This window comes from Amycolatopsis sp. NPDC047767 (assembly GCF_040704195.1).
GTDB lineage: Bacteria > Actinomycetota > Actinomycetes > Mycobacteriales > Pseudonocardiaceae > Amycolatopsis.
Genome location: NZ_JBEYSJ010000005.1, coordinates 1 through 25,252, shown reverse-complemented (window position 1 = coordinate 25,252; position 25,252 = coordinate 1). Strand labels below are relative to the sequence as shown.

Sequence of the window (25,252 nt, the reverse complement as noted above, 5' to 3'; positions counted from 1 at the left end):
CCTTCGCGGTCTGGACTTGCCGGTCCAATTTAGCGCGGGCACGGTTGAACTCGCCAGTCCATTCCACGAAAGGAAGCTCCACCGTGACCTCACGTTTCGAAGGCCGCACCGCGCTCGTCACCGGTTCGACGGGCGGAATCGGCGTCGCCATCGCGCGCGCGTTCGCCGCCGAGGGCGCCCACGTGCTGGTGAGCGGCCGCGACGCCGAACGCGGCGAGAAGGTGACCGCCGGGATCGCCGAGGCAGGCGGCCGCGCCACGTTCGTGCGTGCCGACCTCACCACCGGCGCGGCCGTGCGCGAGCTCGCCCAAGCCGCCGAACAGGCAGCGGGTGGCGCGCTCGACATCCTCGTCAACAACGCCGCCCTGCTGATCTTCCCCTCGCCCACCGCCGACGTGGCCGAAGAGCTGATCGACGCCGCGCTCGCCGTGAACATCAAGGCGCCGATGCTGCTCACCGGCCTGCTCGCGCCGGGCATGGCCGCGCGCGGCAGCGGCGCGATCGTGAACCTCGGCTCCATCAACGGCCTCGACGGCATGGCCGGCTCCGCCCTCTACAGCACCACCAAGGCCGCCGTGCACTCGCTGACGAAATCGTGGGCCGCCGAGTACGGGCCGTCGGGCGTGCGCGTGAACACCGTCGCGCCCGGGCCCACCTTCACCGAGCGCATCGCGGGTTCGGCCGAAGCACTGGAGCACGTGCGGCCGATGCTGGCGACCCTCCCGTCGCGGCGGGCGAGCCAGCCGGAGGAGATCGCGAGCGGCGTGCTGTTCCTGGCGAGCGACGACGCACTGAACATCCACGGCACCACGCTCAGCGTCGACGGCGGCTACTCGGCCGTGCGGTCGGCCTGAGTCAGAAGGCCGTTCCGCCGTCCGACCAGTTCGTCTGGCCGAAGTCCTCGTCGTCCACCGCCGCACGACGAGGACGCGGCTGCGGTTTCGGCGCCGGCTCGGGCTCCGGCGCCGCGGCCACCGCGGTTTCCGCGGGCTCCCCCGCAGCTTCCGGTACCCCGTTCGGCCACACGCACGGCGAGGTCGCCCCGAGGTACAGCTTGCCGAGCTCATTGGCCTGGATCGACATGTCGAAGCTGTCGGAAGCGTTGCGCGCGAACACGTACTGGTCCGTCGGCCGCCGGTCGATGACGACGGTGAAGCCGTGCGCCCGCCACCAGGTGACCACGGCGTCGAAGTGCTCGCCGAACGCCGCCACCTGCACCCCGGTGATCTCGTAGGTCACCGAGATCTCGAAGCGCCCGGGTGGGCCGTCGTCGGTCGGGTCGGTGCACTCGGACCGGTTCTGCGAGAACAAGGTGCGCGACGCCGCGGGCGGCAGCGCCTCGAACGCGGCGCGCACGTAGTCCTCGACCCGGTCGTGGGCTTGTTTCTCGGTCATCGTGGTTTCCATGGCCCCACCTCCGGGGGAGCAGGCGACACAGGTCAGCAGGACGGTCAGCGCGGCGAGCGCGCGGCGAGCGCTCACCCCGGCTTCCCCGCGATGATGCGGCCGAAGCTGCGCAGCGAGGGGTTGTTGTCCTCCCAGTACTGGCTGTGCGCCGCCCCGGAAAGCCCGCCCTCGTACCACGGGCCCTTGGTGCCCGGCGCGGAGTCGAAGACCTGGCCGCCGAAGTCCGAGCCGGTCGGGCTTGGCCCGAGGGGGTCGTGGCCGGCGACGCCGACGTTGGTGATCTTGATCATGTCGTGCTCGGCGACGGTGGAGTGCACGTGCTGCGCCACCTGGTCCTGCGGCACGCCGTCGAGGTGCAGCTGGTTCGCATGGTCGACGCCGACGCCGGGGCTCGCGACGAACACGAGCTCGTCGGCGTCGAGGCCACCGTCGCGCGCGGCGTGGCCGACCACGGTGGTGCCGTAGCTGTGGCCGAGCACGGTGTTGTGCGAAGGCGCGCCGTCGTGCGAGGCGCGCAGGCCTTCCTCGAACTTCGAGAGGTCGGCTTTTCCGTGATCGGCATAGCTTTCGCCGGCGGCGTCCCACAGCTCGTCCGGCGCGTCGTAGCCGACCCAGGTGATCACGGACGGCGAGGGTGAGCCCGCCATCGTCGCCGACTGCCACATCTTGTCCGAGCGCCCGAGGTCACCGCCGATCTTCGAGAGCTCACTGCCGGTGCCGGGCACGTACGTGGCGACATCCGTTGCCGTGTCGGGGTTTCCCGCGGCGACCACGGCCTTGCCGTCGCCGCTCGTGTCCAGCTGCACCAGGTACGCCTGCGGTTTGCCGGGACCGGTGTCCTTGAGCCGGTTGTCGATGTCGGTGAGCCCGCGCAGCTTCGCCTTCGCGTCGTCACTCGGATCGTTGCGCAGCCGGGTCATTTCTCGTTGCAGGACAAGCCGGTTGGCGGCGTCGCGGTCCTTCACGGGGACGCCGTCGAGGTTGCGGACGAGGTCCGGGTTGTCGCGCAGGATCGTGCCCTGCGCGGTGGTCGACAGGCTGTCCCACCACGCGCGGTTGTCACCGGGCGTGCCACCCTGCGGCGGGCCGATCGTCGACAAGCCGCTTTGCGCGGTGCCGGCGTCGGCCGCCTGCGCGAGCGTGGTGGCGCCCTGGTCGGTGATCTCGCCGTTCGCGGCGCGCGTGAGGATGCCGGCGAAATCGGCGTCGACGTCGGTGGCCTGGCGCAGGATCTGCTCGATCCGGTCGGAGAGCTCGACGCGAATGCGCTCGTCGGGCGCCGCGCCCGGGCCCGGCACGGGCGTGACCCAGCCGCCGTCGTCGATGGCGAACCCATTGTGCGCGGCCAACTCGTCGGTGTCGCGGACGTCGGCGGAGATGCGTTCCACGGCCAGCTGCGTCTCGTGCGCGCCGCGCCGCACGGCCGAAGCCTCGGCGACGAGCTGTTCGAGGCGAGTGGTCAACGCGGTGCCGCGGGCCTGCGCGGCCGTTGCGGCGTCTCCGGTCCAGCCGTCGAGGCGCGACATGCCTTCGACGTCGCCGTCGGCGGCCAGGAGCTGCTCGCAGCGTTGGTTCAGCAGGTCGGCCACCGTGCCGACCGCCCCGGCGTTCCAGCTCCGCACGTCGCCCCAGGTGATCACCGGCCCGCCCCGTTCACGTCGTTCGTGGCCTGCTGCTCGGTGCCGCGGTAGCCGCGCGCGGCGTCGTCGAGCTGCCCGCCGTAGGCCTCGGTGTCGGTCGCCCACTGCGGCACGGCCTCGTGCCAGACCTCGCTCAGCCGCGCCGCCGCGGTCACGCTCGTGCCACCCGGCAGTCCGGTCGCGATCCCGCCGAGCGCGCCGGCCAGATCCACCGGACGCACCGCCGCGGCCGCGCGGTGGGCGTGCCCCGCCGCCTCGCTCACCGTCGCCGGAACGACTTCGAACCCCGCACCCATGCGCGTACCTCGTCTTCCCCAGGTGACCAGACGACACCGTACGACGAACGGCGTATGCACGCGGTTCCGAGACAACCCCGGAAATCCGGATTGTCTGTACCACTGCGCCTGACCTGCGCACTTTCGCTCTTACCTTGTCCACATATGTGAATGCCAGTCACGTGACTGAATAGTTATCAGCCGGTGTATTGCCCCCGGATGGGCTGCGTGTGACGGTGTACGGCGAAGTTCGCCGGAACGCGTCCGGCGCCCTGCCAGGGAAAAACCGGCTATTCGAGACCCACCATGTTCGGCCGACGGCGCTGGTCCCCACCGGCGAACCGCACCGGCCGGCCAGCACCGGAAAGAGACGGCTCGGTTATGACACAGACAGCCGCGGCGCGGCGGCCCATCAACAGGACCACGTTGTACTTCTTCGGTGCCCTCGGCGGCATCCTGTTCGGTTACGACCTCGGTGTCATTTCGGGTGTGCTGCCGTTCATCGGCAAGACCTGGAACCTGACCGGGTGGGACAAGGGCGTGATCACCGCCAGCCTGTCGGTCGGCGCGATCATCGGTGCCGTCTTCTCCTCGCGGATGAACGAGAAGCTGGGCCGGCGGCGCACGATCATGGTGGCCGCGGTCATCGTCATCATCGGCACGATCGCGGCGAGCGTCTCGCCGAGCTTCGCGCTGCTGATCGTCTCGCGGCTCGTGATCGGTGTCGGCATCGGGCTTTCCTCGTCCACGGTGCCGACCTACCTGTCCGAGCTGGCCCCGGCCCGCCAGCGCGGTGCCATGGGCGCGCTCAACCAGATCTTCATTGTGCTCGGCATCCTGATCGCGTTCCTCGTGAGCTACGGCCTCGGCCCGTCCGGCAACTGGCGGCTGATGTTCGCCGGTGCCGTCGTGCCGGCCGTGATCCTGCTGGTGGGCTTGATCTTCCTGCCCGAGACGCCGCGGTGGCTGGTCGCCAACGGTCACGAGGAGCAGGCGCGCTCGGTGCTCAAGAGCTCGCACGGCAACTCGGTGAACGTCGACAAGGAGATCAGCACCATCCGCGAGGTCATCCGCCTCGACACGGAATCGGCCAAGACGCGCTTCCGCGACCTGTGGGCGCCGATGGTGCGCCCGATGCTGATCGTGGCTCTGCTGCTCGCCGTCGGCCAGCAGTTCAGCGGCGTGAACGCGGTCAACGCGTACTTCCCGACCATGCTGATCGGCCTCGGCTTCGCCACGCAGGCGGCGCTGCTGTCCGGTGTGCTGCTGGGTGTCACGAAGTTCCTGTTCACCGCGTGGGTGGTGTTCGTCGTCGACCGCTGGGGCCGCAAGCCGCTGCTGCTGATCGGCAACGTGCTCATGGTCATCACGCTCGTCGCGGCCGGGTTCATCGTGATCGAGGTGGACGACGTGACCACCAAGGGCATCCTGATGCTCGTCGCGATGGTGCTCTACCTGGTGGGCTACGAGCTCGGCTGGGGCGCGGTCGTGTGGGTGATGATGGCCGAGGTGTTCCCGCTCAAGGTCCGCGCGGCGGGCATGGGCATCAGCAGCGTGGTGCTGTGGGCCGCGACCGGCATCATCAGCGCGATCTTCCCGATCATCTCCGATCCGGGCGCGCTGGGGCTCGGCGGTTCGATGTTCCTCTTCGCCGGGATCAACGTCGTGCTGTTCGGCCTCACCAAGTGGCTGGTCCCCGAGACCAAGGGGCGCACGCTCGAGCAGATCGAGCTCGACCTGCGCGGGCGCCACAAGGCGCGCGCCAAGGCCGAAGCGGCCTGATCATTCCCATCCGGCCGGCCGGGGCGGGGCGTTCGCGCCGCGCCCCGGCCGCCGTCGTTTTCAGGTCCGCGTCAGGTCCACTTCGGACAGAATTTGCCGCGCGGAGTTGGCACGGCGGTGATCACAGTGCTGTACTGCCACCAGAGCGCGAGGAGGTGGCGGCATGACCGAGCCGGACGGGACACCGGGCCGCCACCGCGTGTCCGACCCCGCCGAGGGTGCCGGTGACCTGCCGCTCGTGCGGCCGTACGCGCGCACCCGCACGCCAGCGCCGGTCAGCCACGAGCTGGCGCTGGAGACACTGGTCTCGACCACCGAGCTGGGCCGACGGCTGAGCCGCCTGCTGCGGGAGCCCTACGGCAGCGCGTGCGAGCTGTGCGTGTCCACGGTGTCGGTCGCCGAGCTGTCGGCGTATCTGAACCTTTCGATCGGCACCGCGCGCGAGCTCGTCGACGAACTGGTCGGCGAGGAGCTGCTCTACGCCCACCCGCCGGTCGGCGCGTACGACCCGGAGTCCCGCACGCAGGTGCTCGACCGCATGCTCGGCGGGCTCGACCGGCTGTAGCGGCGCGGATATCGTCGGAGCGGTGCCGACTTCCGTGGCCCGGTTCGACCGGTGGATCAGGAACGAGTTCGTCGAGTACAACACCGCGCTGGAAGAGGCGTACTTCGCCGAGCGGCGCGAGGTGCTCGGCGGCCGTCCCGAGCTGGACGAGCTCAAGCGCGCCATCGTCACCGAAGGCCACCACCTGATCGGCCGCATCCTCGACGAGGGCGCGCTACCCGTGGTAGAGCGGGAGAAGTACCAGCTTCTCGGCATGGTGGGCTACCACCTCGCTGCCTGCCGGAGGCACGAATCGGTTGCGCCGGGTGCCGAGGAGCTGTCGTCCGCCTGGTCGCTGGCATCGTTGCTCGGGTCCTCGCTGGGTGTGGCGCCGCGGTTCGTTTTCGCGCACCAGGCGATGTACAACCCGGCCAGTGGCGGGCAGTTCCAGACCTTCACTTCTCTCGAGGACGAGGCTGTTTTCCTGACCAACAACGGGCTCGCCGTTTTCGCGTACCAACGCGCGGCCGAGGCCGTTCGGCGGATTGTTCCGATCGGGGTGTCGAGTCCGCTTTCCGCGTATTTACTGGAAACGGCTCGGGCGGCTTTGGACGACGTGCTGCAGTTCAACCGGACGCTGTCGAAGACGCTGGACGTGGAGCGGTTCTTCTTCAACGTCCGGCCGTACTTCAAAACGTACCGAGTGGGCAACGCCGAATACCGCGGGGCGAACGCCGGCGATTTCTCCGCGATCAACGAGCTCGACGTCCTGCTGGGACTGGCGACTACGCGGGATCCCTTCTACCAGAACGTGGTGGTGGAGAAGTACCCGTACGTGACCCCCGAAGACCAGGTGCGACTGCGGGCGATCGGCGACGAGGAATCACTGCTCACGCGGTTCCTGCGGGAAGCCGAGAGTGCACCCGGCCCGCAGCTGAGCCGCAACGCGGAATTGTTCCTCGCCCTGTGCCGCGCCCACGGCGCCGCGTACACCTACCACCACCACAAGCTCGTTCTGCCGTTCCTCGTCGAACCCGCGAAAACGGCGCCGCCGGAACGGCTTTCCGAACTCACGGCGAGCGGCCCGCCGTTGGAGGTCGTGGTTTCCGGGCTTTCACACCTGGCGGATCTGCGTTCGGCACACGACCGGCCTGGAAAACCGTCGGCGCGAAAGGACCTCGACCGGCTCCGGGAACTGGTTTCGCGCGGAACCGGTGACGGCCACCCTGCGTCACTCACCGCATCGGCCGAGTAACTCCGCAGGTGCGGCGGCGACTTTCCCACCGTTGATCCCGATCGACGAAAGGGAAGTGAAGCCTTGAGACCGAGAATGTGGGCCGGCGCCGCAACGCTGGCCGTGACGGCTCTTGCCATGGGTGCGATACCGGCCGCGGCCGTGACCGGGAACCTGCCGGGCGGGACGAGCATCGCGGTCACCGTGACCGGGCCGGCCGAGGACACCGTGATCCCCCAAGGTCCCGCGACCGTCACCGGCACCGCGTCGGTGGGCACCGGCGCGGCGGTGAAGGACACCGGGCTCACCTACGTGCTCGACGTGTCCGGCAGCACCGGCTCCGGCTGCGCGAACACCACCGTGCTGGGCTGCGAGATCGCGGCGGCCAAGGCGCTCAACAACGACGCGGCGGCCCCCAACACCGTGATCGGCAGCGTCGGCGCGGCCGTGTTCGGCACCGGCGGCGCCGCGGCCGACGTGCGTCCCGCGGCCGGCGACCAGCCGCTGACCACCCCGACCGCCGACGACAACGGCAACGGCACCCGCGACATCAACGAGGTCCTCGACTCGGCCGTGATCGGCGGCGTCGGCAAGTTCACCGCGAAGAACTTCCCGAGCGGCACGGACTACGTCGCCGGGATCAACGCCGCGAAAGCCGTGACCAACGCGCAGAGCGAGAACCGCAAGATCGTGGTCTTCCTCTCCGACGGCATCGCGGCCGGTGACGTGCGGCCGCCGCTGAGCTCGGTGCCCGCGAGCGTCACGTACTACACGTTCGCCGTCGGTGCCGGCGCGAGCTGCGCCGGGACCTCGTACCCGGCGAGCCTGCAGGCCATCGCCGACCTCACCGGCGGCACCTGCACCGCCGTACCCGACCCCGCCAACCTGCCCAACGTGCTCCCGGGCGTGATCGACTCGCAGCTCAGCGCGCTGACGCTGTCGGTCGACGGCGGCGGCGCGACGCCGGTGACGAACGTGAACCCCGGGCTGCCGCGCACAGGCCCGGCGTCCGTCACGTATTCCGTGGCCACCGGCCCCCTCGCGCCGGGGCGCCACCAGCTGTGCGTGACGGCGCACGGCACCGACGGCGGCGGCCCGGGCACCGTGGCCGACTGCACGCACGTGATCGTGAACGCGCCGCCGGTGGTCTCGGCGGGTGGCCCGTACGCGGGTCAGGAAGGCGCGGCGATTTCGCTGGCCGGCACGGTCACCGACCCCGACGGTCCGGCCGGCACACGGCACTGGAGCATCGCGCCGGGCTCGGGCGTCGACGCTGGCGCGACGTGCTCGATCGGCGACGCGGCTGCGCTGAGCACCACCGTGACATGTGACGACGACGGCGTGTGGACCCTCACCCTGACCGCCGACGACGGCGTGAACCCGCCCGTCTCGCGCACGGCGAACCTGACCGTGTCGAACGTGGCCCCGCACGTGAGCGTCACCGCGCCGGCCACCGACGCGGTGTTCAACCACGGGGCCGCGGTGGCGGTGACCGCGCCGTTCACCGACGTCGGCAAGCACGACACGCACACCTGCACCGTCGACTACGCCGACGGTTCGCCGCTCGTGACGGGTTCGGTCTCGGAGACCCCGGGCTCGGGCACCTGCACGGCTTCGCATGCGTACACGGTTTCGGGCACGTACAACGTGCTGGTACGCGTGACCGACGACGACGGTGGCGCGGCGACGGCGATCGTGCGGATCATCGTGAACGATCCGCCGGTGGTGGTGGCCGGTGGCCCGTACGCGGGTCAAGAGGGCACGGCGGTTTCACTGGCCGGTTCGGTGTCCGATCCGGACGGTCCTTCGCTTGCCACGCACTGGAGCGCGACTCCGCAGTCCGGTGTGGACAGTGGGACTTCCTGTGCCTTCGCCGATCCCGCCGCGTTGTCGACGACGGTGACCTGTGACGACGACGGCGTGTGGACGCTCACGCTCTCGGCCGACGACAGCCTGCACCCGGCCGTGCTGAAGACGACCACGCTGACGCTGACGAACGTCGCGCCGCACGTGAGCATCTCGTCGCCGCCCGACGGACAGCTCGTGCTGCGGGGCGCGGCCATCGGCGTCACCGCGCCGTTCACCGACATCGGCACGCACGACACGCACACCTGCACGGTCGACTTCGGTGACGGAACGCCGGTGGCCACCGGCGCCGTTGCCGAGACGCCGGGTTCGGGCACCTGCACCGCTTCGCACGCCTTCACCGGCGTCGGCGCGCACAACGTGCTGGTCACCGTGACCGACGACGACGGCGACGCGGCCACCGCCGTGGTCAAGATCGTGTCGTACGTGCGGGCCGAGGCGTGGTCGCTCAGCGCGAGCGGCCTGATCAACGTCAGCAAGACGCCGCTCGCCGGTTGCCCGCCGAACAGCAACCACACCACGGCTTCGCTGAACGTGCTCGGGCTGGCCTCCGTCCAGGCCCTCCACGCCGACTGCACCCTCGACGCGGCCACCGGCCGCACCGACGCGGGCGCGCTCGTCTCGGGCGCTTCGCTGCTCGGTGGCGTGATCTCGCTGAAGGACATCCAGACGTCCTGCGTCGCCGATGAGACCGGCCTGCACGGGTCCTCCCGCGTGGGCACGCTGAACGGCCAGCCGATCGGCACCGGCCCGGTCACCATCGGCATCCCCGGGGTGGCGACGGTGCACCTCAACGAGACGGTCACCGGACCGAACGGTCAGCTCGCGCAGTACGCCGTGCGAGTCGTGACGCTGCTCGGCCAGGAGATCGTGCTGTCGGGCTGCCGCATGGGCTTCTGACTGCGCGCGGGTTTCCGACAACGCATGGGTTTCTGACAGCGCATGGGTTTCTGACAGCATGGTGCCGCGGCGGAGGTTCCGTCGCGGCACCACGTCGTTCTGCGTGACCGCTCGAGGTTCAGCTGCCCTCGTGCAGGGAATGGATCATGCTCCGCAGGATCCGGAACGCGCCTTCCTGCTCGGTCCCGGTCAGGCCGGTCAGCATTCTGACCTCGACGGACCGGACCGCCACGGTCGCCTTCTCCAGCAGCCGCCGGCCGCGCGGCGTGAGCCGCGTGGGAAGAACCTTCCCGACCGGTGCCTCCGCGGGCCTGGTCACCTGCCCCTCCCGTTCCAGGGTCTGGAGCAGCACGTTCATCGACTGCCGGGTCACGAACGCGCCCCGCGCGAGCTCGGAGTTCGACAAGCCCGGTCGTTGGGCCAGCAGTTCGAGGCAGGAGTAGTGCGTCACGGTCATGCCGAGCGGCCGCAGCACCTCCTCCATGGCTGCGCGCAGGGCGCTCGACGCCTCCTTCAGCAGGTAGCCCAGTGACTTGTCCAGGTCGACGCCCTCTTGGCTCATGTCAGCATTCTGACATAGATTGCCCCGTGTCAGAAGACTGACACGAATCGAGGAGCTTCGTCATGCCCGTCACCGGCCCCGACTTCATCTCACTCCAAGCGCGCGACCTCAACGCGTCGCAGGCGTTCTACGAGCAGTACCTCGGCCTCGTCCGCTCGCCGGCCGGACCTCCGCACGCCGTCGTCTTCGAGACGAAGCCGATCGCGTTCGCGCTCCGCGACGTCGTTCCCGGCACCGATCTCGCGTCCGTCGCCCAGCCGGGTATCGGTGCCGCGATCTGGCTGCACGCCACTGACGTCCAGGCCATTCACGATGCGCTCGTCGCCGACGGCCACACCATCGTCTCCGCGCCGATCGACGGTCCCTTCGGCCGGACCTTCACCTTCGCCGATCCCGACGGCTACCAGGTCACTCTCCACGACCGCGCCTGAACCGCGGAAAGAACTCATTCGGGCACGTGTGACGAGCGAAATAGGGCCGGAGATGAATTGTTATCCCGGCAGGGTGGACAGACCGCGTCGAAAATGTCTTGTCGACCCGATTGGGTGAGTGCGGAAAAAAGTCCACCGGCGCATTAACCCGCGTGACGTGAAGCGGCCCGGCACCCCAGGGGGAAGGGTGCCGGGCCGGTTTCGCGGAGAGAGGTCAGCAGCTGATGAGCAGGCTGGTGACGGCGTGGCAGGAGCGCGACGCCTTGTCGTTGGCCGGGTTGGGGTCCGTCGGGGAGCTCGCCTGGCGCTGGGCCGTGGTGGTGAGCGTGCCGATGGTCAGGAGGCCGGCGCGGGCCGTGAAGCTCGCCTTGGCCGAGGAGCCCGAGGCGAGGGACGCGACGTTGCAGGTGACCGTGCGGCCGGAAGCCGAGCAGCTGGAGGACTTCGAGTACTGCAGGCCGCTGGGCAGCGTGGCCTGGAGCTTGACGCCCGTGGCGGTGGCGGGGCCGCTGTTCTTCGCGGTGATCGTGTAGGTGATCTCCGAGCTGAGGACGCCCGTGGGAGCGGCGGTCAGCGACACGGCGACGTCGGCGGAGTCGGTGGCCGGGGTGATGGTGATGGCCGGGCCGTCGAGGGTTTCGAAGGCGAAGTTGTCGCCCACGAACTGGTCCTGCAGGGTGACCGAGCCGGTCGGGGCGGTGTCCTTGACCTTGAGGGTGAAGGTGACCGTGGCGCTCTGGCTCGGCGCGAGGTCGCCGACGGTCGCGCGGAGGCTGCTGCCGAGCACGCCGCACGGGACGTCGCAGGACACCACGTCGACGACGTCGGTGATCGGCGTCTCCTTGCCGTACAGCGCGGCCTTGGCGCCGGTGACGGTGAAGTCCTGCGGGTTGTACAGCGTCTCGGTGACCGTGAAGGTCTCACCGCGCTGCAGGCTCGTGGGGCTCACGTCGATCGCGCTGCTGGGCGGGGCGGCGAGCGCCGCACCGGGCGCCACGAACAGCACCGCGGCGGAGGCCGCCACCACCGAGAGAATGGTGATACCGCGCCGGCGTCTTTGCTTGTCCATGCTTTCTCACTATTTCGTCCGAGGGGTACCGCTCTGGCATTTTCGGGAAGACTCGGGAAAACGTAGCTGCCCCTCCGTCGCCCGAAGCCCTTCGTTCGTTACAGGGCCATTCAGCGCACCCGCCGCTGATCCACAGTGAGTTTTTCACCTGATGCCGGCAAATCCCGGTGGAGATCAGTCCGGCAGCAGCGGCACCGACATCCCGGGGTCGTGTCCGAGCAACGACCCGCGCGTGATCGCCGCGCTGCCGAACCGGTCGCGGATCCCGTCGACGGCCGAGTCGACGGCCACCCCGTCCTCGATCTCGAACGGCAGCACCAGCTGCACCGACCCGTGCGGTGTCAGGTTCGAGAACGAGATCCCCAGCAGTGTGAGCCCGCGGTCGTAGACCATCGATTGGGCCTCCACCAACAACTTCCGCGCCGCGGCCAGCAACGTCTCGGTGTGGTCGGTGGCCTCGACCAGCGTGCGCGACCGCGTGGCCCGCGTGAAGTCGGCGAACCGCATGCGCAGCACCACCGTCCGCGTGAGCCGCGACGCCGACCGCAGCCGCCGCGCCAGCCGGTCCACAATGGACACGAGCAGCTCGTCCAGCTCCGCCATCGACCGCCGCCGACGCCCCAGCGCGCGCTGCGACCCCATGGACCGGCGGCGCCGGCCGACCTGCACCGGACGTGGGTCCAGACCACGCGACAGCGCGTGGAGGTGGTGCCCGGCTCCCCGGCCGAGCATCGACACCAGGTCCACCTCCGGCAGCTCCGCCACCTGCCGCACGGTGCGGATCCCGCGTGAGCGCAGCTTTTCCGACGTCACCTTCCCCACGCCCCACAGCCGCTCCACCGGCAACGGGTGCAGGAACTCCAGCTCCCCCTCGGGCGGCACGACCAGCAACCCGTCCGGCTTCGCCACCGCGCTGGCCACCTTCGCGAGGAACTTCGTGCGCGCCACCCCCACCGTGATCGGCAGGCCGACGCGCGCGAGCACCTCGGCCCGCAGCCGCCGCGCGATCTCCGACGGGCTGCCCGCGATGCGCCGCAGCCCGCCCACGTCCAGGAACGCCTCGTCGATCGACAGCCCCTCCACGACCGGCGTGGTGTCCCGGAAGACCTCGAACACGGCCTTGCTCGCCGCGCTGTACGCCGCCATCCGCGGCGGCACCACCACCGCGTGCGGGCACAGCCGCAGAGCCTGCGCACCACCCATGGCGGTCCGCACGCCCAGCTTCTTCGCCTCGTAACTCGCCGCCAGCACCACCCCGCCCCCGACGATCACGGGCCGGCCGCGCAGGCGCGGATCATCGCGCTGCTCGACCGACGCGTAGAACGCGTCCAGGTCGGCGTGGAGGATGGGGCCTTCGGTCGACACGAACATATGTTCGCATCGATCACCGACAAAACCGGCCCCCTTGTCACCCGAATGGCGCAGTAGGCGGTGTCGGGCGTGCCCGGCAGCCTCTCACCTCTTCCACCGGTTGAGGATCCGGGCGAGCGTGCCTGCCGGCGAGTTGTTGAGCGGCGTGCTCAGCCGTCGGGCCGCTGCGTTCGCGTGAGAGCCGAGGCCACGAGAGCGACGGCCGGGTCGTCGTCCTGGGTCAGCTGCTGCAGCAGGTCGTCGGCTGCCGGCAGTTCGGCGAGGGCCTGCGTCACGCGGATCCGTACGGCCGAGTCCGAGGTGTGGGCGGCGAGCTCGTCGGCCAGGGCGGCCTTGATCGGGCCGGCGCAGGAGGCGTCCAGCGACAGCGCGCCCAGGACTTCGGCCGCTTCGACGTCGTTCGGCCCGTCCACCACCATCGCGACGAGCGTGGGCACGGCCGCGGGAAAACCACGGCCGCCCGACGCCAGAGCCGCCCGAGTCCGGACCGTCGGGTCCAGGTCGTCGAGCGCGCCGAGCAGCGCCGCCGACGCGTCCTCCCCCGGCAGCGAAGCGATGGCCCGGACCGCGCGCCGCCGGACGTCGACGTCGGCGGAGCGCAGGCCCGCCGCCAGGCTTGCCAGGCCGTCGCCGCCCGCGCGGGCGAGGGCCCACCGCAGGGCGCCCGCGACGTTCTGGTCGGGTTCGGCGAGCACCGCCTCGGCCAGCAGCTCCGCCGGCACCTCCTCGACCGGGGCCAGCGCGGCCTGCTGCCGGCGCGCGGCGTCCGGCGAGTCGAGCCCGTGCAGCAGCTCCACCAGGCGCAGCACGTCCTGCCAGCCCGGCGGCGCCGACGCGTCGACCCGGCGCAGCCGCTCCAGCAGCTCCTGCTCGCGCTTCAGCCGGTCTTCGGTCCGCCGGATCAGCTCACCGACCAAAGTGGACGGTGCGAACGCCGGATCCTCCAGCGCGCGGCCGATCTCGCGCAGCGACAACCCCAGCGACCGCAGGCTTTCCACGTGGAAGATCCGCCGGATGTCCTCGGCGGAGTACTCGCGGTAGCCGCCGACGGTGCGGCCGGTGGGGCGCACCAGCCCGAGGGTGTCGTAGTGCCGGAGCATCCGGGCACTCACCCCCGAGCGGCGCGCCACCTCACCGATCAGCACCGGCCACCTCCGCCGCCCGTTCCGGCCCGAGCGCGGCCATCCGCTTGGCCTCGTCGACGGCCGGGTCGAACGCCGCCTCGGGGTCACGCAGCAGCCGTTCCGTGGCGCGGGCGTGCGCACGGACCACGGGGTCGGCACTCACCAGCGCCTTCCGCAGCGTCGGTTCGATCCCGTCCCCGAGCGCCACCAGCGCCCGGCTCAGGCTCAGCTTCACGTGCCGGTCCCCGCGGCCGAGCTGCGCCGCCAGCTCCTCGGCCAGCGCGAGCTTCTCCGCCTCGGGCACGAGCACGACGGCCGCCCGCCAGGCACTCCGCGCGACCTCGTCGTCGGCGTCGCGCAGCAACGACCGCGTGATCTCGGGCCAGACACTCGCGTCGCCGATCTTGGACAGTGTGTGCAACGCCTGGCTGCGCGCCTGGGCGCGCCCGGACCGCAGCTCCACGACGAGCCGGGGCACGGTCAGCTCCGCCGGCAGCCGCGTCAACGCCCAGGTGAGCATGTCGCGCACGAAGAAGTCGGGCTCCACCGCGCACCGCGCCACGAGCGGCTCGAGCAGCGAGGGGTCGGCGTCCGTGCCGGCCGCCAGCGCCGCCTGCAGCCGCGTCGACGAATTTCCCGCGCCGAGTGCTTCGCGCAGGTGTGGGTTCTTGTGTGGCGTGTTGATCGGAACCACCTCCTGCGACCCAGTGAAGACCTTGTCACGATGTCAAGGTCAAGCGCAGAGGTTCAGCCGCGGAAGCGCAGGCCGTCCAGCAGCAGGTCGAGCAGCCGCCCGGCTTGCTCGCGTTGCGCCGGCTCGCCGGCCGCCAGTGCGATGCCGCTGAGGCCGATGAGGACGTCGTCCACGAGGACGTCGCCGCGAAGGGTGCCGGCGGCGATCAGCGGGACGACCAGCTGCTCGATGGTGGAGTTCAGGCGGTCGCGGCTGTGGGCGTACGGGTTGCCGCCGGAGGCGATCACGGCGCGCAGGGCGTCGGACATGCCGATCTTCGTGGTCATGTAGTCCACGAAGCGGTCCATCCACGTGCGCAGCGCTTCGAAGGGCGGCAGCTCCTGCAGCAGCGCGGGGCCGGCGTCGCACAGCTGATCCAGCTCGTTGCGGTACGCGGCCTCGATCAGGGCCTCACGCGTTGGGAAGTGGCGGTACAGCGTGCCGATGCCGACGCCGGCGTCCTTGGCGATCGCGTCGAGCGTGGCGTCGAGGCCCTTCTCGGAGAACTGCCGCACCGCGGACGCGAGCAGGAGGTCGCGGTTGCGCCGCGCGTCCGCGCGTAGTGGTTTGGTCACAGTGGCTTCGTCACCTCTCACCCCTTCCGTCTCGTCAACTCAAGCATACTTGCGAACGGAGGATCCTCCGGTTAATGTCGGACTCAACCGGAGGTTCCTCCGTATCGAGTCCGGAACAGGAACGCCATGCGCATCACCACCCCGTTCACCAGGGAGTCCACCGCCGCCGACGTCAGCGCGGGCGTCGACCTCACCGGCCGCCGCGCGATCGTCACCGGGGGCGCGTCCGGCATCGGCGTCGAGACGGCCCGCGCGCTCGCGCAGGCCGGGGCCGAGGTCACGCTGGCCGTCCGCAACACCGAGGCCGGCCACCGCACCGCCGAGGCGATCACGGCGGCCACGGGCAACGCCGCCGTCGACGTCAAGCACCTCGAACTGGCCGACCGCGACTCCGTCGCCAAGCTCGCGAGCGACTGGCAGGGCCCGCTGCACATCCTCGTGAACAACGCCGGCGTGATGGCCGAGCCGCTCAACCGCACGCCGGAAGGCTGGGAGCACCAGTTCGCCACCAACCACCTCGGCCACTTCGGCCTCGCGCTCGGCCTGCACGACGCCCTCGCCCGAGCCGGCGACGCGCGCATCGTGGCCGTGAGCTCCAGCGCCCACCTGCGCTCGGGCGTCGTTTTCGACGACATCCACTTCGAACGCCGCGAGTACGACCCGTGGTCGGCCTACGGCCAGTCGAAGTCCGCGAACGTCCTCTTCGCCGTCGAGGCCACCCGGCGCTGGGCCGCCGACGGCATCACCGCCAACGCCCTCATGCCGGGCGGCATCCGCACCAACCTGCAGCGCCACCAGGCCGACGACGCCGAGTTCAACGAGATCGCCAAGACCTACCCGTGGAAGACCACCGAGCAGGGCGCGTCGACCTCGGTGCTGCTCGCCGCGTCTCCCCTGCTGGCCGGCGTCGGCGGCCGCTACTTCGAGGACAACAACGAAGCCGAGCCCCACGTCCCGCCGTCCCGCGACGGCGTCGCGGCCCACGCGGTCGACCCGGAAGCGGCGACGCTGCTGTGGGAGGTCTCGCTGGAGCTGCTCGCGCGCTGACCCGACGGTCGACCTGCGCCGCTCGGGTCGTTCGGGCCGGATCAGCGTGCGGGTGCCCGCGGTGTCTGCTTAGGGTCATTCGGTGCGGCTCGTGCTGTTCGACCTCGACAACACCCTCGTCGACCGGGCGGAGGGGTTCCGGCGCTGGGCTTGGGAGTTCTGCGCGGAACACCGCCTGACGCCCGGCGACGCCACGTGGCTCGCTTCCGCCGACGAAGACGGCCTCGCCCCGCGCGACGTCTTCTTCAAAGCCGTGCGCGACCGGTTCGCCCTGCGCGACACCGCCGCGGAGCTGCTCGAGTCGTACCGGCAGCGGCACCCGGCGCTGATCCCCGCCGCGCCGGGCGTGCTGACTGGCCTGCCGCGGTTGCGCGCGGCGGGCTGGCGGATCGGCGTGGTGACCAACGGCAACGCCGAACAGCAGCTCGCCACCCTGCTGTGCACGGGGGTCGCGGGGCTCGTGGACGGGTGGGCGATCTCGGAGCACGAAGGCGTCGCCAAGCCGGACGGGCGGCTGTTCGAGATCGCGGCGGAACGCTGCGAGGCGCCGTTGCGCGACGGCTGGATGGTCGGCGACGGCGAGGAGACCGACGTCGCCGGCGGCCGGGCCGCGGGGCTGCACACGGTGTGGGTCGACCGGGGGCGCGCGTGGAGCGGGGACGAAAAGGCCCCGGACCACGTCGTCACCGACGTTGCCGGGGCCATCGAACTGCTGCTGGAGTGAGGACTCAGCTTTCGGAGTCGATCTTCCAGACGCCGTTGTCGTTGACCATGTGGTACGTGTGGTGGTTGGTCTGACTGGCCCCACCGGCGGACACGTAGGTGATGTCGGCGCTGAGCATGTCAGTGCCGATCGACTTCACGTTGCTCGCGCGCGCGGACTTGTAGTCGTCCCAGAAGTTCTGGTACGTGGCGAAAGTCTGGTGCTTGCTCGCCTTGAAGTTGTCCGTGAGCAGGCCGAAGCCCTGTTGCAGGTCGCCCGGGATGAGCGAGAAGTAGCGCGTCAGCGCCGCTTCCATGTCCTGCGGCGAGCTGACCGAACTGCTGGTGGGTGACGACGGCGGGCTGCTGGGCGCCGACGGGGTGCTCGGAGGCGGCGGTGTCGTCGGCGGGTTCGTGGTCGACGGCGGCGGCGCCGGGGCGTTCGCGGACGACGAGTTGACCACCGGAGACGCGCCACCGGCCGTCGGGGTCGTGCCGTTGTTGCGGTTCACCAGCACGATCGCCACGACGACGAGCACCACGAGCACGGCGCCGACGCCGGCGAGGACCATCGAGCGCCGTCTTCGGTCGACAGGTGCCGGGGCGGGAGTCGTCGGGGCGGCGGCCGGAGCCGGAGCGGCCGGGAGCGGCGCGGGCACCGTCAGCGGGATCGGCACCGACGCGACGGGCGTGACCCCGCCGTCGAGCTCCCGCAGCTCGGTGAGCACCTCGGCCATCGACGGCCGGTCCTCGGGCTTGAGCTCCAGCAGCTTCAGCAGCAACGGCTCCAGCTTCCCCGCCTGCTTCGGTGGGTTGATCGAACCGCTGGACACGCGGTACAGCAACGCGATCGCGTTGTCCGCCGTGCCGAACGGCGGCGCGCCCTCCACCGCCATGTAGAGCGTGGCGCCGAGGGCGAAGACGTCGGAGGCGAACATCGCTTCCTCGCCGCGGGCGACCTCGGGCGCGAGAAACGCGGGCGTACCGGAGATTTCGCCCGTGGCCGTCAGCGTGACGTCGCCGACCGCGCGGGAGATACCGAAGTCGGTGACCTTGACGGTGCCGTCTTCGCCGAGGAGCACGTTGCCGGGCTTGACGTCGCGGTGCACGATGCCGGCGCGGTGCGCGGCGGCCAGCACACCGGCCAGCTGCACGGCGATGGGGATGACCTCTTCGACGGTCAGCGGGCCGTCGTCGTGCAGCTTTGCCGAGAGGCTGCGCGAAGGCAGGTACTCCATGATCAGCCACGGGCGGTCTTCGTACTCGACCACGTTGAACACGGAGATGGCGTTGGGGTGCTGCAGGCGCGCGGCGATGCGGGCCTCGCGCATGGCGCGGTTCTTCGCCTCGGCGACTTTCTCCTCGCCCTGGTTCATCGGCATGAGGAGTTCTTTCACCGCGACGACGCGGCCGAGGATCTTGTCCTCGCCGCGCCAGACCATGCCCATGGCGCCGCTGCCGATGAGCTCGACGAGCTGGTAGCGACCGGCGATCTGCCGGCTCTCCTCGGTCAACGAAAAACCCCTCAGTGCGACGTTCACGGACGGCGATCGCCAAGTTTTTCACGGCGCTCGCCCGGGTGTCCCTACGACCCACCGGAGGGTGCGGGGGTTGCTCCGCGTGGCCGAACCGGGACACTCTGATCATATGAGCGCCGGCGCCCCGACATTCCGAAACGTGTTCGGCGTGACCGAATTCCGGGCCCTGTGGCTCGCGCACGTGCTGTCGGTCGCCGGTGATCAACTGGCTCGGGTCGCGCTCACGGTCCTCGTGTTCGACCGTACCGAATCCGCGGGCTGGGCGGCGCTCACGTACGCGCTGACTTACCTGCCCGATCTCCTCGGCGGCGCGCTCGGCGGGCTGGCCGACCGGTTCCCGCGCCGCACGGTGCTCGTGGTGGCCGACGTGCTGCGGGCCGTGCTCGTGGCCGTGATGGCGATCCCGGGGCTGCCGTGGCCGGTCGCGGCGGCGCTGCTGGTGGTGGTGCAGCTGGCGGCCGGGCCGTTCCAGTCCGCGCGGCAGGCCGTGCTGCCGGACATCCTCGGCCCCGACCGGTTGCCCGTCGGCCAGGCGATGTTGTCCTCGACGTACCAGGCGGCGCTCGTGATCGGCTTCGGCGCGGGCGCGGCGGTGGTCGCGTGGCTCGGCGTGACGGGCGCGCTGGCCGTGGACGCGGTGACCTTCGCCGTGTCGGCACTCGCGCTGCGGTGGGGCCTGCGGCCGCACCCGGTGAACGTCGTCGAGCGGGGTCCGGCGCCTTCCCAGTGGGCTTCGCTCGTCGCGGGCTGCCGGCTGGTCGGGCGGGACCGGCGGTTGCGGTCGTTGCTGGCGATCGCGTGCTGCAGCGGGTTCTACGTGGTGCCCGAAGGCCTGGCCGTGCCGATCTCCGCGCAGCTCGGCGGTACGGCGGTGCTGGCGTGGCTGCTCATCGCCAACCCCGTCGGTTCGCTGCTCGGCGCGGTGCTGCTCAGCCGGGTGCCACGCGCACGCCAGGCGCGGCTGCTCGGGCCGCTCGCCGTGGCGACCAGCCTGGTGCTGCTGCCGACGGGCTGGACGCCCGGGCTCGTCGTGCTGGTGGTTTTGTGGACGTTGTCCGGGATGTTCTCCGCGCACGACTTGATCACTCAGGTGCAGTACAGCCTCGCCGCCCCGCCCGAACAGCGCGGCCAGGTGATCGGCGTCGCGATCGCGGCCCTGCGGGCGTCGCAGGGCGTCGCGATCGCGGCCGCCGGCGCGCTCACCCAGGTGCTCGCGCCCACGACCGTGGTGGCCGTCGCGGCCGTCGCCGGCGCGACCGTCGCCGCCCTCGCCGCCGCGGCCTGGCTGCGCGCGGCGTGGCCTCGTCGAAGTCCCCTCGACGAGGCCACGCCACCTGCCGCGTCCTGAACCACACGGCTCACGTCCGGTGACCGGCCCACCTCCTCGTGGTTCTCGTGGTGCTCGTGGTTCTCGTGCACAGTCGGGCTCTCTCGCGGGCAGGACTCACGTCCAGTTGTTGTCACGCATGCCTTTCACCCCCTCGTCGGGTGTTCGCGGGCTTCGGGTCAGCAGGTCCAGTTGTTGTCGCGCACCTGGCGCTCCTCTCGGTCGGTCGGGGCCATTGCTGTCGTCGGGCGGGGGGTCAGCGGGTCCAGTTGTTGTCACGCACGGGCGTCTCCTCTCGGGCTCGTCGGGGTGACCGGCTTGGTTCAGCGAGTCCAGTTGTTGTCGCGCACGGGCTTCTCCCTTCCACTCGTCACGGACGTTGACCACTTGCCTCAGCGGGTCCAGTTGTTGTCGCGCACCGGCGTCTCCTCTCCGCTCGTCGTGTTCGTTGGTCTGACCTCAGAACCGCGGACCTCAGCGGGTCCAGTTGTTGTCACGCATCGTCGAAACCTCCTTCCCCGCCAGTGCTTCGCCCCATTCGCCGGTCACCAGTTGTTGTCACGCACGGCTCTACCCCCTTTCGCCTCGGCTGTTCAGCGGACTTCGGCCGTCACCAGTTGTTGTCCCGCACCGCCGGACCTCCTTTCCGCATCGCGGTTCGCCAACAGTTCGGACACTCACCAGTTGTTGTCCTGCACCGTGGACACCTCCTCCCACAGATCGCACCGAAACGCTTGCAACCCTCGACCTCAGGTCGAGCTCAACGGTCCAGACCACTCAAGCCGAAGCCGCCCAGTTGTTGTCGCACACCGTCGTCACCTCCTCGCCAGGGCCGCACCGACCGGCGGGTTCGCGGAGCTCGCCGGTCACCGATCGTGGTTGTCGCACGTCAGTGGCTTCAGTGGCCGGAGACCGCGGATTCCCAGGTACGCCAAGGAATCCCGGCGGGCCACCACTACGCTCAGTGGTCACCTCCCCTCTGCGCGGGCCGGGCGCTGGGCTGTCCGGGCGAAATTCCCCGGCCAGGTCCCATAGTCCGGACCACGGGCGGCACACGGCGCGCCCCGTCGTTTACGGTAGAAGCCAACCGGGTGAGGTGAAGAGTGCGCGGACGAGCAAACCGGTCTGCCGGATGGTTCACGGGCTGGCGCCTTTGGCGGTTGCCCTCGCACGTCCGCACTTATGTGCTCCTCGTCAACTTCCTGGCGATCCTGGCGTCGGTGAGCACCGCGTGGCTGGTGCCGGTGCACCAGCAGGACTTGATTCGCTTCGGCGTGCTGGCCGTGTGCGCGGCCGCCGCCATCGAGGCCACGCGCCACATCGAGCGCCAGCGCGAGTACAACCGCGCGCCCACGGTCGCGTACGTCGACACCAAGGCCGTGTGGAGCATCGCGGCCGTGGTGGCGCTGCCGGCCGTGCTCGCGACGGCGATGGTCGTGTTCACGTACGCGGTGGCGTGGTGGCGTGTCTGGCCGCGGGAACGGCCGGTGCTCCCCCACCGCTGGATCTTCTCCGCCGCGTCGGTGCTGTGCGGCACCCAGGCGGCGGTCGCCGTGCTCGCGCTGGGCATGCACCACTACCCCGGCGTGCCGGCCGCGGGGTTCCTCCCCGGCCTCACCGACCTGGTCGTCGTCATCTTCGCGGCCGCCCTGCGCTGGGCCATCAACACGGCGCTGGTGATGGTCGCCATCGCGCTCTCCAGCCCGCCGCGGACGCTGTCGGACCTGTTCTCCGGCTTCGGCGACCAGCTGCTGGAGGCCGGCGCGATCGGCCTCGGCCTGGTCACCGCCGCGCTGCTCCTGCTGGCCAACCCGCTGGTGCTCACCGGCGTGGTCGTGGCGCTGGTGGCGCTGCACCGCGGCCTGTTGCTCGCGCAGTTCCAGCGCGACGCGCGCACCGACGTGACCACGGGCCTGGCCACCAAGCGCTGGTGGCGCACGCTGGCTGAGCAGTACCTCGAGCGCGCCCGCACGGGCAACGGCACCGTCGGCGTGCTGCTGCTCGACCTCGACCACTTCAAGGCCATCAACGACACCTACGGCCACCCGACGGGCGACGTCGTGCTGCGCGAGATCGCCATCGCGCTGCGCAGCGAGGTGCGCGACCAGGACATCTGCGGCCGCTGGGGTGGCGAGGAGTTCGCGATCGTGCTGCCCAACGTCCCGACGATGGAGCAACTCGGGCAGCTCGCCGACCGCATCCGCCGGCGCATTCCGAAGGTCGTCGTGCCCTTGCCCGAGCGCGACACGGTCATCAGCGACCTCACCGTGTCGATCGGCTGCGCGCTCTACCCGGCCGAGCACCTCACGGGCGTCGACGACGTGCTGGTCGCCACCGACACCGCCCTTTACCGGGCGAAGCAGGCGGGCCGCAACCGCGTGGAGCTCGCCACACACTGAAGGACGTTCCGGACAACCCCGCCTTCTCGTTCCGACTTAGCCACCCCCGCGTGCCACGATGGACGCTGAGGGCCGCGCCGAGGCCCGCGAGGAGGTCCGAGTGCCCGACTGGGATGGCCGTGGACTGCCGCCGGTCGCGCGGGCTCGCGTCGACCGGTTCGCTTCGTCCGGCCTGCGCACCTCACTGCTGAGCGTCCCCGGCGCGGTCGGCTCGGAATTCGCCGGATTCACCCCCGTGGGGGAGGTCATGGGGTGCGTCGTGGAGCGCCTCGGCTGGACCTCCGGCTTCGGCATCACGCCGAACCAGCAGGCCGCCATCTACGCCGACGCGCTGCGGCAGGGCTACCGCATCGCGCTGGACCGGCTGCGGCTGGAGGCCGAGACGATCGGTGCGGACGGCGTCCTCGGCATCACCACGTCCGTCACGCGGCTCGACGAGACCATGCAGGAGTTCGTGGCCCTCGGCTCCGCGGTGCGCGCCAAGACGTCGCAACGGCCGGGCCGCGTCTTCACCACCGAGCTGCCGGGCCAGGATGTCGGCAAGCTGATGCAGGCCGGCTGGGTGCCCGCGGCCGTCGCGATCGGCATCTCCGCGCACACCACGTTCGACTACAACATGCAGTACCAGACCACGATGTGGGCCGGGAACGTCGAGGTCGACGCCCACACCCGGCTCGTCACCGAGGTGCGGGCCGACGCGCGCAGCCAGTTCCGCAAGACCGTGCAGACCACCGGCGCCGACGGGGCGATCGTCTCGCGGATGTCGCTCGACACGTGGCAGCTGGGCGAGGTGGCCGTGGCCGGGGTGGCGAGCGTGTTCGGCACCGCCATCGCGCGTTTCCACAGCGGCAGCGCCGCGCCTACGTCCGCGCTCACCATCCTGCCGCTGAACCGAGTTTGAAGGAGGCCCTGTGACGACCACGGACCCCGCCGCGCAGCACATCCCCGAGGATGCGATGCGCCGGCTCGCCGAGATGCGGCCGGGCCAGGCGACGAGCCTGTTCACGTCCGACCTGAGCGTGAACGAGTTCCTGCTCGTGCGCGAGGCCGGCTTCCGCCCGCTGGGCCTGGTGCTCGGGTCGAGCATCTACCACGTCGGGTTCCAGATGGGGCGCTGGAGCAAGAACCAGGAGATGGATCGGCTGTCGGCCGCGATGTACCACGCGCGCGAGCTCGCGATGACGCGCATGGAGACCGAGGCCGACCTGCTGGGCGCCGACGGGATCGTGGCCGTGCGCCTGGAGATCGAGTTCAAGGAGTTCGGCAGCGACCTGGCGGAGTTCATCGCCGTCGGCACCGCGGTGAAGGCCGACGAACCCGGCCAGTGGCGCAACAACACCGGCAAGCCGTTCACGTCCGATCTGTCCGGCCAGGACTTCTGGACGCTGGTGCAGGCCGGGTACGCACCGCTGGGCATGGTGATGGGCACCTGCGTCTACCACATCGCGCACCAGCGGTTCCGCCAGGCGATGAGCAACATCGGGCAGAACGTGGAGATCCCGCAGTACACCGAGGCCCTCTACGACGCCCGTGAGCTCGCGATGTCACGCATGCAGGCCGAGGCCGAGCAGCTGCACGCCGAAGGCATCGTGGGGGTGCAGTTGCTGTCACTGCCGCATCGATGGGGCGGGCACACGACGGAGTTCTTCGCCATCGGCACCGCCGTGAAGCCACTGCGCCCCGACCACCGCATCACCAAGCCGCAGCTCGTGCTGCCCCTCACCGACTGATGGCCGGGTCAGAGCTCGGCCCGGCCGGCGAGTTCCACCTCCTGGTGGCCGCGCTGCGCGCCGATCGCGCCGACGTCGAGTCCTACACGCGCGTGCTGTCCGAGACCCTCGGCGACGCCCTCCCCCCGGGCATGGTCGAGATCGACCGGCGGCGCAGCTTCGCCGACCGCGTGGCCGGGCGCCTCGGGCAGCCGGTGGAGGTGCGCGTGTCGACGCCGCACCAGCTGCTCGTGCTCACAGCCGGGCGATCCGGCGGGGTCACGGGTGAGATTCGCCAGGTGGTGCGCGGGGTCGTGATCAGCCGCCGGGACACCGACGTCGAGGAATGGGTGACGGTGCTCGCCGAGGAGCTGCAGGCGCTGGCTTCGCGGGACGCGAAGGCGCGGGAAGCGTTGTCGCGGTTCCTCGGCAGCTGACTTTCTGGCCGGCGTGGTTGAACCGCCCGACCTTGACCCGCCTGGTTTGCCCGGTTAGACATCGGGGATGGACTGGACACTCGAGGTCGTCATCGTTCCCGTGTCCGATGTGGACCGCGCCAAGGCGTTCTACGCCGAGCAGTGCGGGTTCCACCTCGACCACGACACCGTGGTGGGGCCCGGCGCCCGCGTCGCGCAGCTGACTCCCCAGGGCTCCGGGTGCTCGATCGTCGTCGGCGAGGGTGTGGTGCCACCGATGCCGCCCGGCTCGCTCAAGGGCCTGCAGCTCGTGGTCGCCGATCTGCCGCGCGCCCGCGAGACGCTGCTCGCGGGCGGCGTCGACGTCAGCGAGATCCAGCTCCTCGGGCCCGACCCGGCCACGGGCGGGCCCGAGGACCTCGACAACATCGGCTTCTTCCATTTCTCCGACCCAGACGGCAACGCCTGGGCCGTGCAGCAGATCTCGGCGCGCGGCAAGAGCTAGTTGTGATGTCCGGGGACGTTGTTCTCGGTTGAGGTGAGGTCGGCCTGTCGTGCAGACAGGCGAAGGCCTCCGGTTGTGAAGTGGAGCTGTTGAGGA

24 protein-coding genes are annotated in these 25,252 nt (G+C 70.6%); 14 read left to right on the top strand and 10 right to left on the bottom strand.

Going from position 1 to position 25,252, the window contains the following annotated elements; all coding sequences use genetic code 11:
* Positions 1-83: 83 nt before the first annotated feature.
* Entirely contained in the window at positions 84-854 is a 771-nt protein-coding gene (locus AB0878_RS11140; RefSeq protein WP_366578777.1) for a glucose 1-dehydrogenase, read from the top strand.
* Position 855: 1 nt separating this feature from the next.
* On the opposite strand, the gene AB0878_RS11135 is transcribed toward AB0878_RS11140, so the two are convergent.
* Genes AB0878_RS11135 through AB0878_RS11125 form a run of 3 tightly spaced genes read right to left on the bottom strand, consistent with a single transcriptional unit; the run spans position 856 to position 3,343 of the window.
* Positions 856-1,482, bottom strand: coding sequence for a hypothetical protein (locus tag AB0878_RS11135; protein WP_366578775.1), 627 nt, complete (start codon positions 1,480-1,482; stop codon positions 856-858).
* Positions 1,479-3,047 carry an alpha/beta hydrolase gene (locus AB0878_RS11130; RefSeq protein WP_366578773.1) on the bottom strand — a complete coding sequence of 523 codons (1,569 nt, stop codon included), beginning with the start codon at positions 3,045-3,047 and terminating at the stop codon, positions 1,479-1,481. The genes AB0878_RS11135 and AB0878_RS11130 overlap by 4 nt, the downstream gene beginning before the upstream one ends.
* Complete coding sequence (locus AB0878_RS11125; protein WP_366578771.1) at positions 3,044-3,343, bottom strand: hypothetical protein; 300 nt, start codon at positions 3,341-3,343, stop codon at positions 3,044-3,046. Before AB0878_RS11125 ends, AB0878_RS11130 begins: the two co-directional genes overlap by 4 nt.
* 360 nt (positions 3,344-3,703) lie before the next feature.
* On the opposite strand from AB0878_RS11125, the gene AB0878_RS11120 reads away from it, so the two are divergent.
* The 4 genes from AB0878_RS11120 to AB0878_RS11105 all read left to right on the top strand — a co-directional run bounded on the left by AB0878_RS11120 (position 3,704) and on the right by AB0878_RS11105 (position 9,648).
* Positions 3,704-5,104, top strand: a complete 1,401-nt coding sequence (locus tag AB0878_RS11120) for a sugar porter family MFS transporter (RefSeq protein ID WP_366578769.1) — start codon at positions 3,704-3,706, stop codon at positions 5,102-5,104.
* Between the two features lie 163 nt (positions 5,105-5,267).
* Positions 5,268-5,669, top strand: a complete 402-nt coding sequence (locus AB0878_RS11115; RefSeq protein ID WP_366578767.1) for a DUF742 domain-containing protein — start codon at positions 5,268-5,270, stop codon at positions 5,667-5,669.
* Between the two features lie 22 nt (positions 5,670-5,691).
* Positions 5,692-6,903 (top strand): monodechloroaminopyrrolnitrin synthase PrnB family protein, encoded by a 1,212-nt coding sequence (locus AB0878_RS11110; protein ID WP_366578765.1) that lies wholly within the window; start codon positions 5,692-5,694, stop codon positions 6,901-6,903.
* 117 nt (positions 6,904-7,020) lie between these two features.
* On the top strand, positions 7,021-9,648 hold the full coding sequence (locus tag AB0878_RS11105; RefSeq protein WP_366578763.1) for a PKD domain-containing protein: 2,628 nt from the start codon (positions 7,021-7,023) through the stop codon (positions 9,646-9,648).
* A gap of 118 nt (positions 9,649-9,766) precedes the next feature.
* Here the strand turns inward: AB0878_RS11105 and AB0878_RS11100 are convergent, their stop codons facing one another.
* Complete coding sequence (locus AB0878_RS11100) at positions 9,767-10,210, bottom strand: MarR family transcriptional regulator (RefSeq protein ID WP_366578761.1); 444 nt, start codon at positions 10,208-10,210, stop codon at positions 9,767-9,769.
* Between the two features lie 62 nt (positions 10,211-10,272).
* On the opposite strand from AB0878_RS11100, the gene AB0878_RS11095 reads away from it, so the two are divergent.
* Entirely contained in the window at positions 10,273-10,641 is a 369-nt protein-coding gene (locus AB0878_RS11095; protein WP_366578760.1) for a VOC family protein, read from the top strand.
* A 214-nt stretch (positions 10,642-10,855) separates the two neighbouring features.
* On the opposite strand, the gene AB0878_RS11090 is transcribed toward AB0878_RS11095, so the two are convergent.
* The 5 genes from AB0878_RS11090 to AB0878_RS11070 form a co-directional block, all read right to left on the bottom strand.
* Positions 10,856-11,710, bottom strand: coding sequence for a hypothetical protein (locus AB0878_RS11090; protein WP_366578758.1), 855 nt, complete (start codon positions 11,708-11,710; stop codon positions 10,856-10,858).
* Between the two features lie 174 nt (positions 11,711-11,884).
* The gene (dinB, locus tag AB0878_RS11085; RefSeq protein ID WP_366578755.1) at positions 11,885-13,081 is read right to left on the bottom strand and encodes a DNA polymerase IV; all 1,197 of its coding nucleotides are present in this window, start codon (positions 13,079-13,081) and stop codon (positions 11,885-11,887) included.
* Positions 13,082-13,230: 149 nt separating this feature from the next.
* Complete coding sequence (locus tag AB0878_RS11080; RefSeq protein WP_366578753.1) at positions 13,231-14,226, bottom strand: MerR family transcriptional regulator; 996 nt, start codon at positions 14,224-14,226, stop codon at positions 13,231-13,233.
* A complete protein-coding gene (locus AB0878_RS11075) occupies positions 14,213-14,899 on the bottom strand; it encodes a HEAT repeat domain-containing protein (RefSeq protein WP_366578751.1) in 687 nt (228 codons plus the stop codon). Before AB0878_RS11075 ends, AB0878_RS11080 begins: the two co-directional genes overlap by 14 nt.
* A 53-nt stretch (positions 14,900-14,952) precedes the next feature.
* On the bottom strand, positions 14,953-15,513 hold the full coding sequence (locus AB0878_RS11070) for a helix-turn-helix domain-containing protein (protein WP_366578749.1): 561 nt from the start codon (positions 15,511-15,513) through the stop codon (positions 14,953-14,955).
* A 126-nt stretch (positions 15,514-15,639) separates the two neighbouring features.
* Here AB0878_RS11070 and AB0878_RS11065 point away from each other — a divergent pair, with 126 nt between their 5' ends.
* Complete coding sequence (locus AB0878_RS11065; protein ID WP_366578747.1) at positions 15,640-16,560, top strand: SDR family NAD(P)-dependent oxidoreductase; 921 nt, start codon at positions 15,640-15,642, stop codon at positions 16,558-16,560.
* An 82-nt stretch (positions 16,561-16,642) separates the two neighbouring features.
* On the top strand, positions 16,643-17,284 hold the full coding sequence (locus AB0878_RS11060; protein WP_366578745.1) for an HAD family hydrolase: 642 nt from the start codon (positions 16,643-16,645) through the stop codon (positions 17,282-17,284).
* A gap of 4 nt (positions 17,285-17,288) precedes the next feature.
* Here AB0878_RS11060 and AB0878_RS11055 read toward each other — a convergent pair whose 3' ends face one another.
* Positions 17,289-18,776: a serine/threonine-protein kinase gene (locus AB0878_RS11055; RefSeq protein ID WP_366578743.1), complete on the bottom strand. Its 1,488-nt coding sequence runs from the start codon at positions 18,774-18,776 to the stop codon at positions 17,289-17,291.
* Between the two features lie 133 nt (positions 18,777-18,909).
* Between AB0878_RS11055 and AB0878_RS11050 the strand changes: the two genes are divergently transcribed.
* The 6 genes from AB0878_RS11050 to AB0878_RS11025 all read left to right on the top strand — a co-directional run bounded on the left by AB0878_RS11050 (position 18,910) and on the right by AB0878_RS11025 (position 25,156).
* On the top strand, positions 18,910-20,148 hold the full coding sequence (locus AB0878_RS11050; protein ID WP_366578741.1) for an MFS transporter: 1,239 nt from the start codon (positions 18,910-18,912) through the stop codon (positions 20,146-20,148).
* 1,139 nt (positions 20,149-21,287) lie between these two features.
* Positions 21,288-22,526: a GGDEF domain-containing protein gene (locus AB0878_RS11045; protein WP_366578739.1), complete on the top strand. Its 1,239-nt coding sequence runs from the start codon at positions 21,288-21,290 to the stop codon at positions 22,524-22,526.
* Positions 22,527-22,626: 100 nt separating this feature from the next.
* Complete coding sequence (locus AB0878_RS11040; RefSeq protein ID WP_366578737.1) at positions 22,627-23,427, top strand: heavy metal-binding domain-containing protein; 801 nt, start codon at positions 22,627-22,629, stop codon at positions 23,425-23,427.
* A gap of 10 nt (positions 23,428-23,437) precedes the next feature.
* Positions 23,438-24,256, top strand: a complete 819-nt coding sequence (locus AB0878_RS11035; RefSeq protein ID WP_366578735.1) for a heavy metal-binding domain-containing protein — start codon at positions 23,438-23,440, stop codon at positions 24,254-24,256.
* On the top strand, positions 24,256-24,672 hold the full coding sequence (locus tag AB0878_RS11030) for a hypothetical protein (protein WP_366578733.1): 417 nt from the start codon (positions 24,256-24,258) through the stop codon (positions 24,670-24,672). Before AB0878_RS11035 ends, AB0878_RS11030 begins: the two co-directional genes overlap by 1 nt.
* 67 nt (positions 24,673-24,739) lie before the next feature.
* On the top strand, positions 24,740-25,156 hold the full coding sequence (locus tag AB0878_RS11025) for a VOC family protein (protein ID WP_366578731.1): 417 nt from the start codon (positions 24,740-24,742) through the stop codon (positions 25,154-25,156).
* Positions 25,157-25,252 lie beyond the last annotated feature (96 nt).

Bases quoted from the DNA above. Each gene is read 5' to 3' on its own strand.
- AB0878_RS11125 (WP_366578771.1), bottom strand. From the start codon at position 3,343: ATGGGTGCGGGGTTCGAAGTCGTTCCGGCGACGGTGAGCGAGGCGGCG.
- AB0878_RS11120 (WP_366578769.1), top strand. From the start codon at position 3,704: ATGACACAGACAGCCGCGGCGCGGCGGCCCATCAACAGGACCACGTTG.
- AB0878_RS11115 (WP_366578767.1), top strand. From the start codon at position 5,268: ATGACCGAGCCGGACGGGACACCGGGCCGCCACCGCGTGTCCGACCCC.
- AB0878_RS11105 (WP_366578763.1), top strand. From the start codon at position 7,021: ATGGGTGCGATACCGGCCGCGGCCGTGACCGGGAACCTGCCGGGCGGG.
- AB0878_RS11100 (WP_366578761.1), bottom strand. From the start codon at position 10,210: ATGAGCCAAGAGGGCGTCGACCTGGACAAGTCACTGGGCTACCTGCTG.
- AB0878_RS11095 (WP_366578760.1), top strand. From the start codon at position 10,273: ATGCCCGTCACCGGCCCCGACTTCATCTCACTCCAAGCGCGCGACCTC.
- AB0878_RS11090 (WP_366578758.1), bottom strand. From the start codon at position 11,710: ATGGACAAGCAAAGACGCCGGCGCGGTATCACCATTCTCTCGGTGGTG.
- dinB (WP_366578755.1), bottom strand. From the start codon at position 13,081: ATGTTCGTGTCGACCGAAGGCCCCATCCTCCACGCCGACCTGGACGCG.
- AB0878_RS11065 (WP_366578747.1), top strand. From the start codon at position 15,640: ATGCGCATCACCACCCCGTTCACCAGGGAGTCCACCGCCGCCGACGTC.
- AB0878_RS11050 (WP_366578741.1), top strand. From the start codon at position 18,910: ATGAGCGCCGGCGCCCCGACATTCCGAAACGTGTTCGGCGTGACCGAA.
- AB0878_RS11030 (WP_366578733.1), top strand. From the start codon at position 24,256: ATGGCCGGGTCAGAGCTCGGCCCGGCCGGCGAGTTCCACCTCCTGGTG.
- AB0878_RS11025 (WP_366578731.1), top strand. From the start codon at position 24,740: ATGGACTGGACACTCGAGGTCGTCATCGTTCCCGTGTCCGATGTGGAC.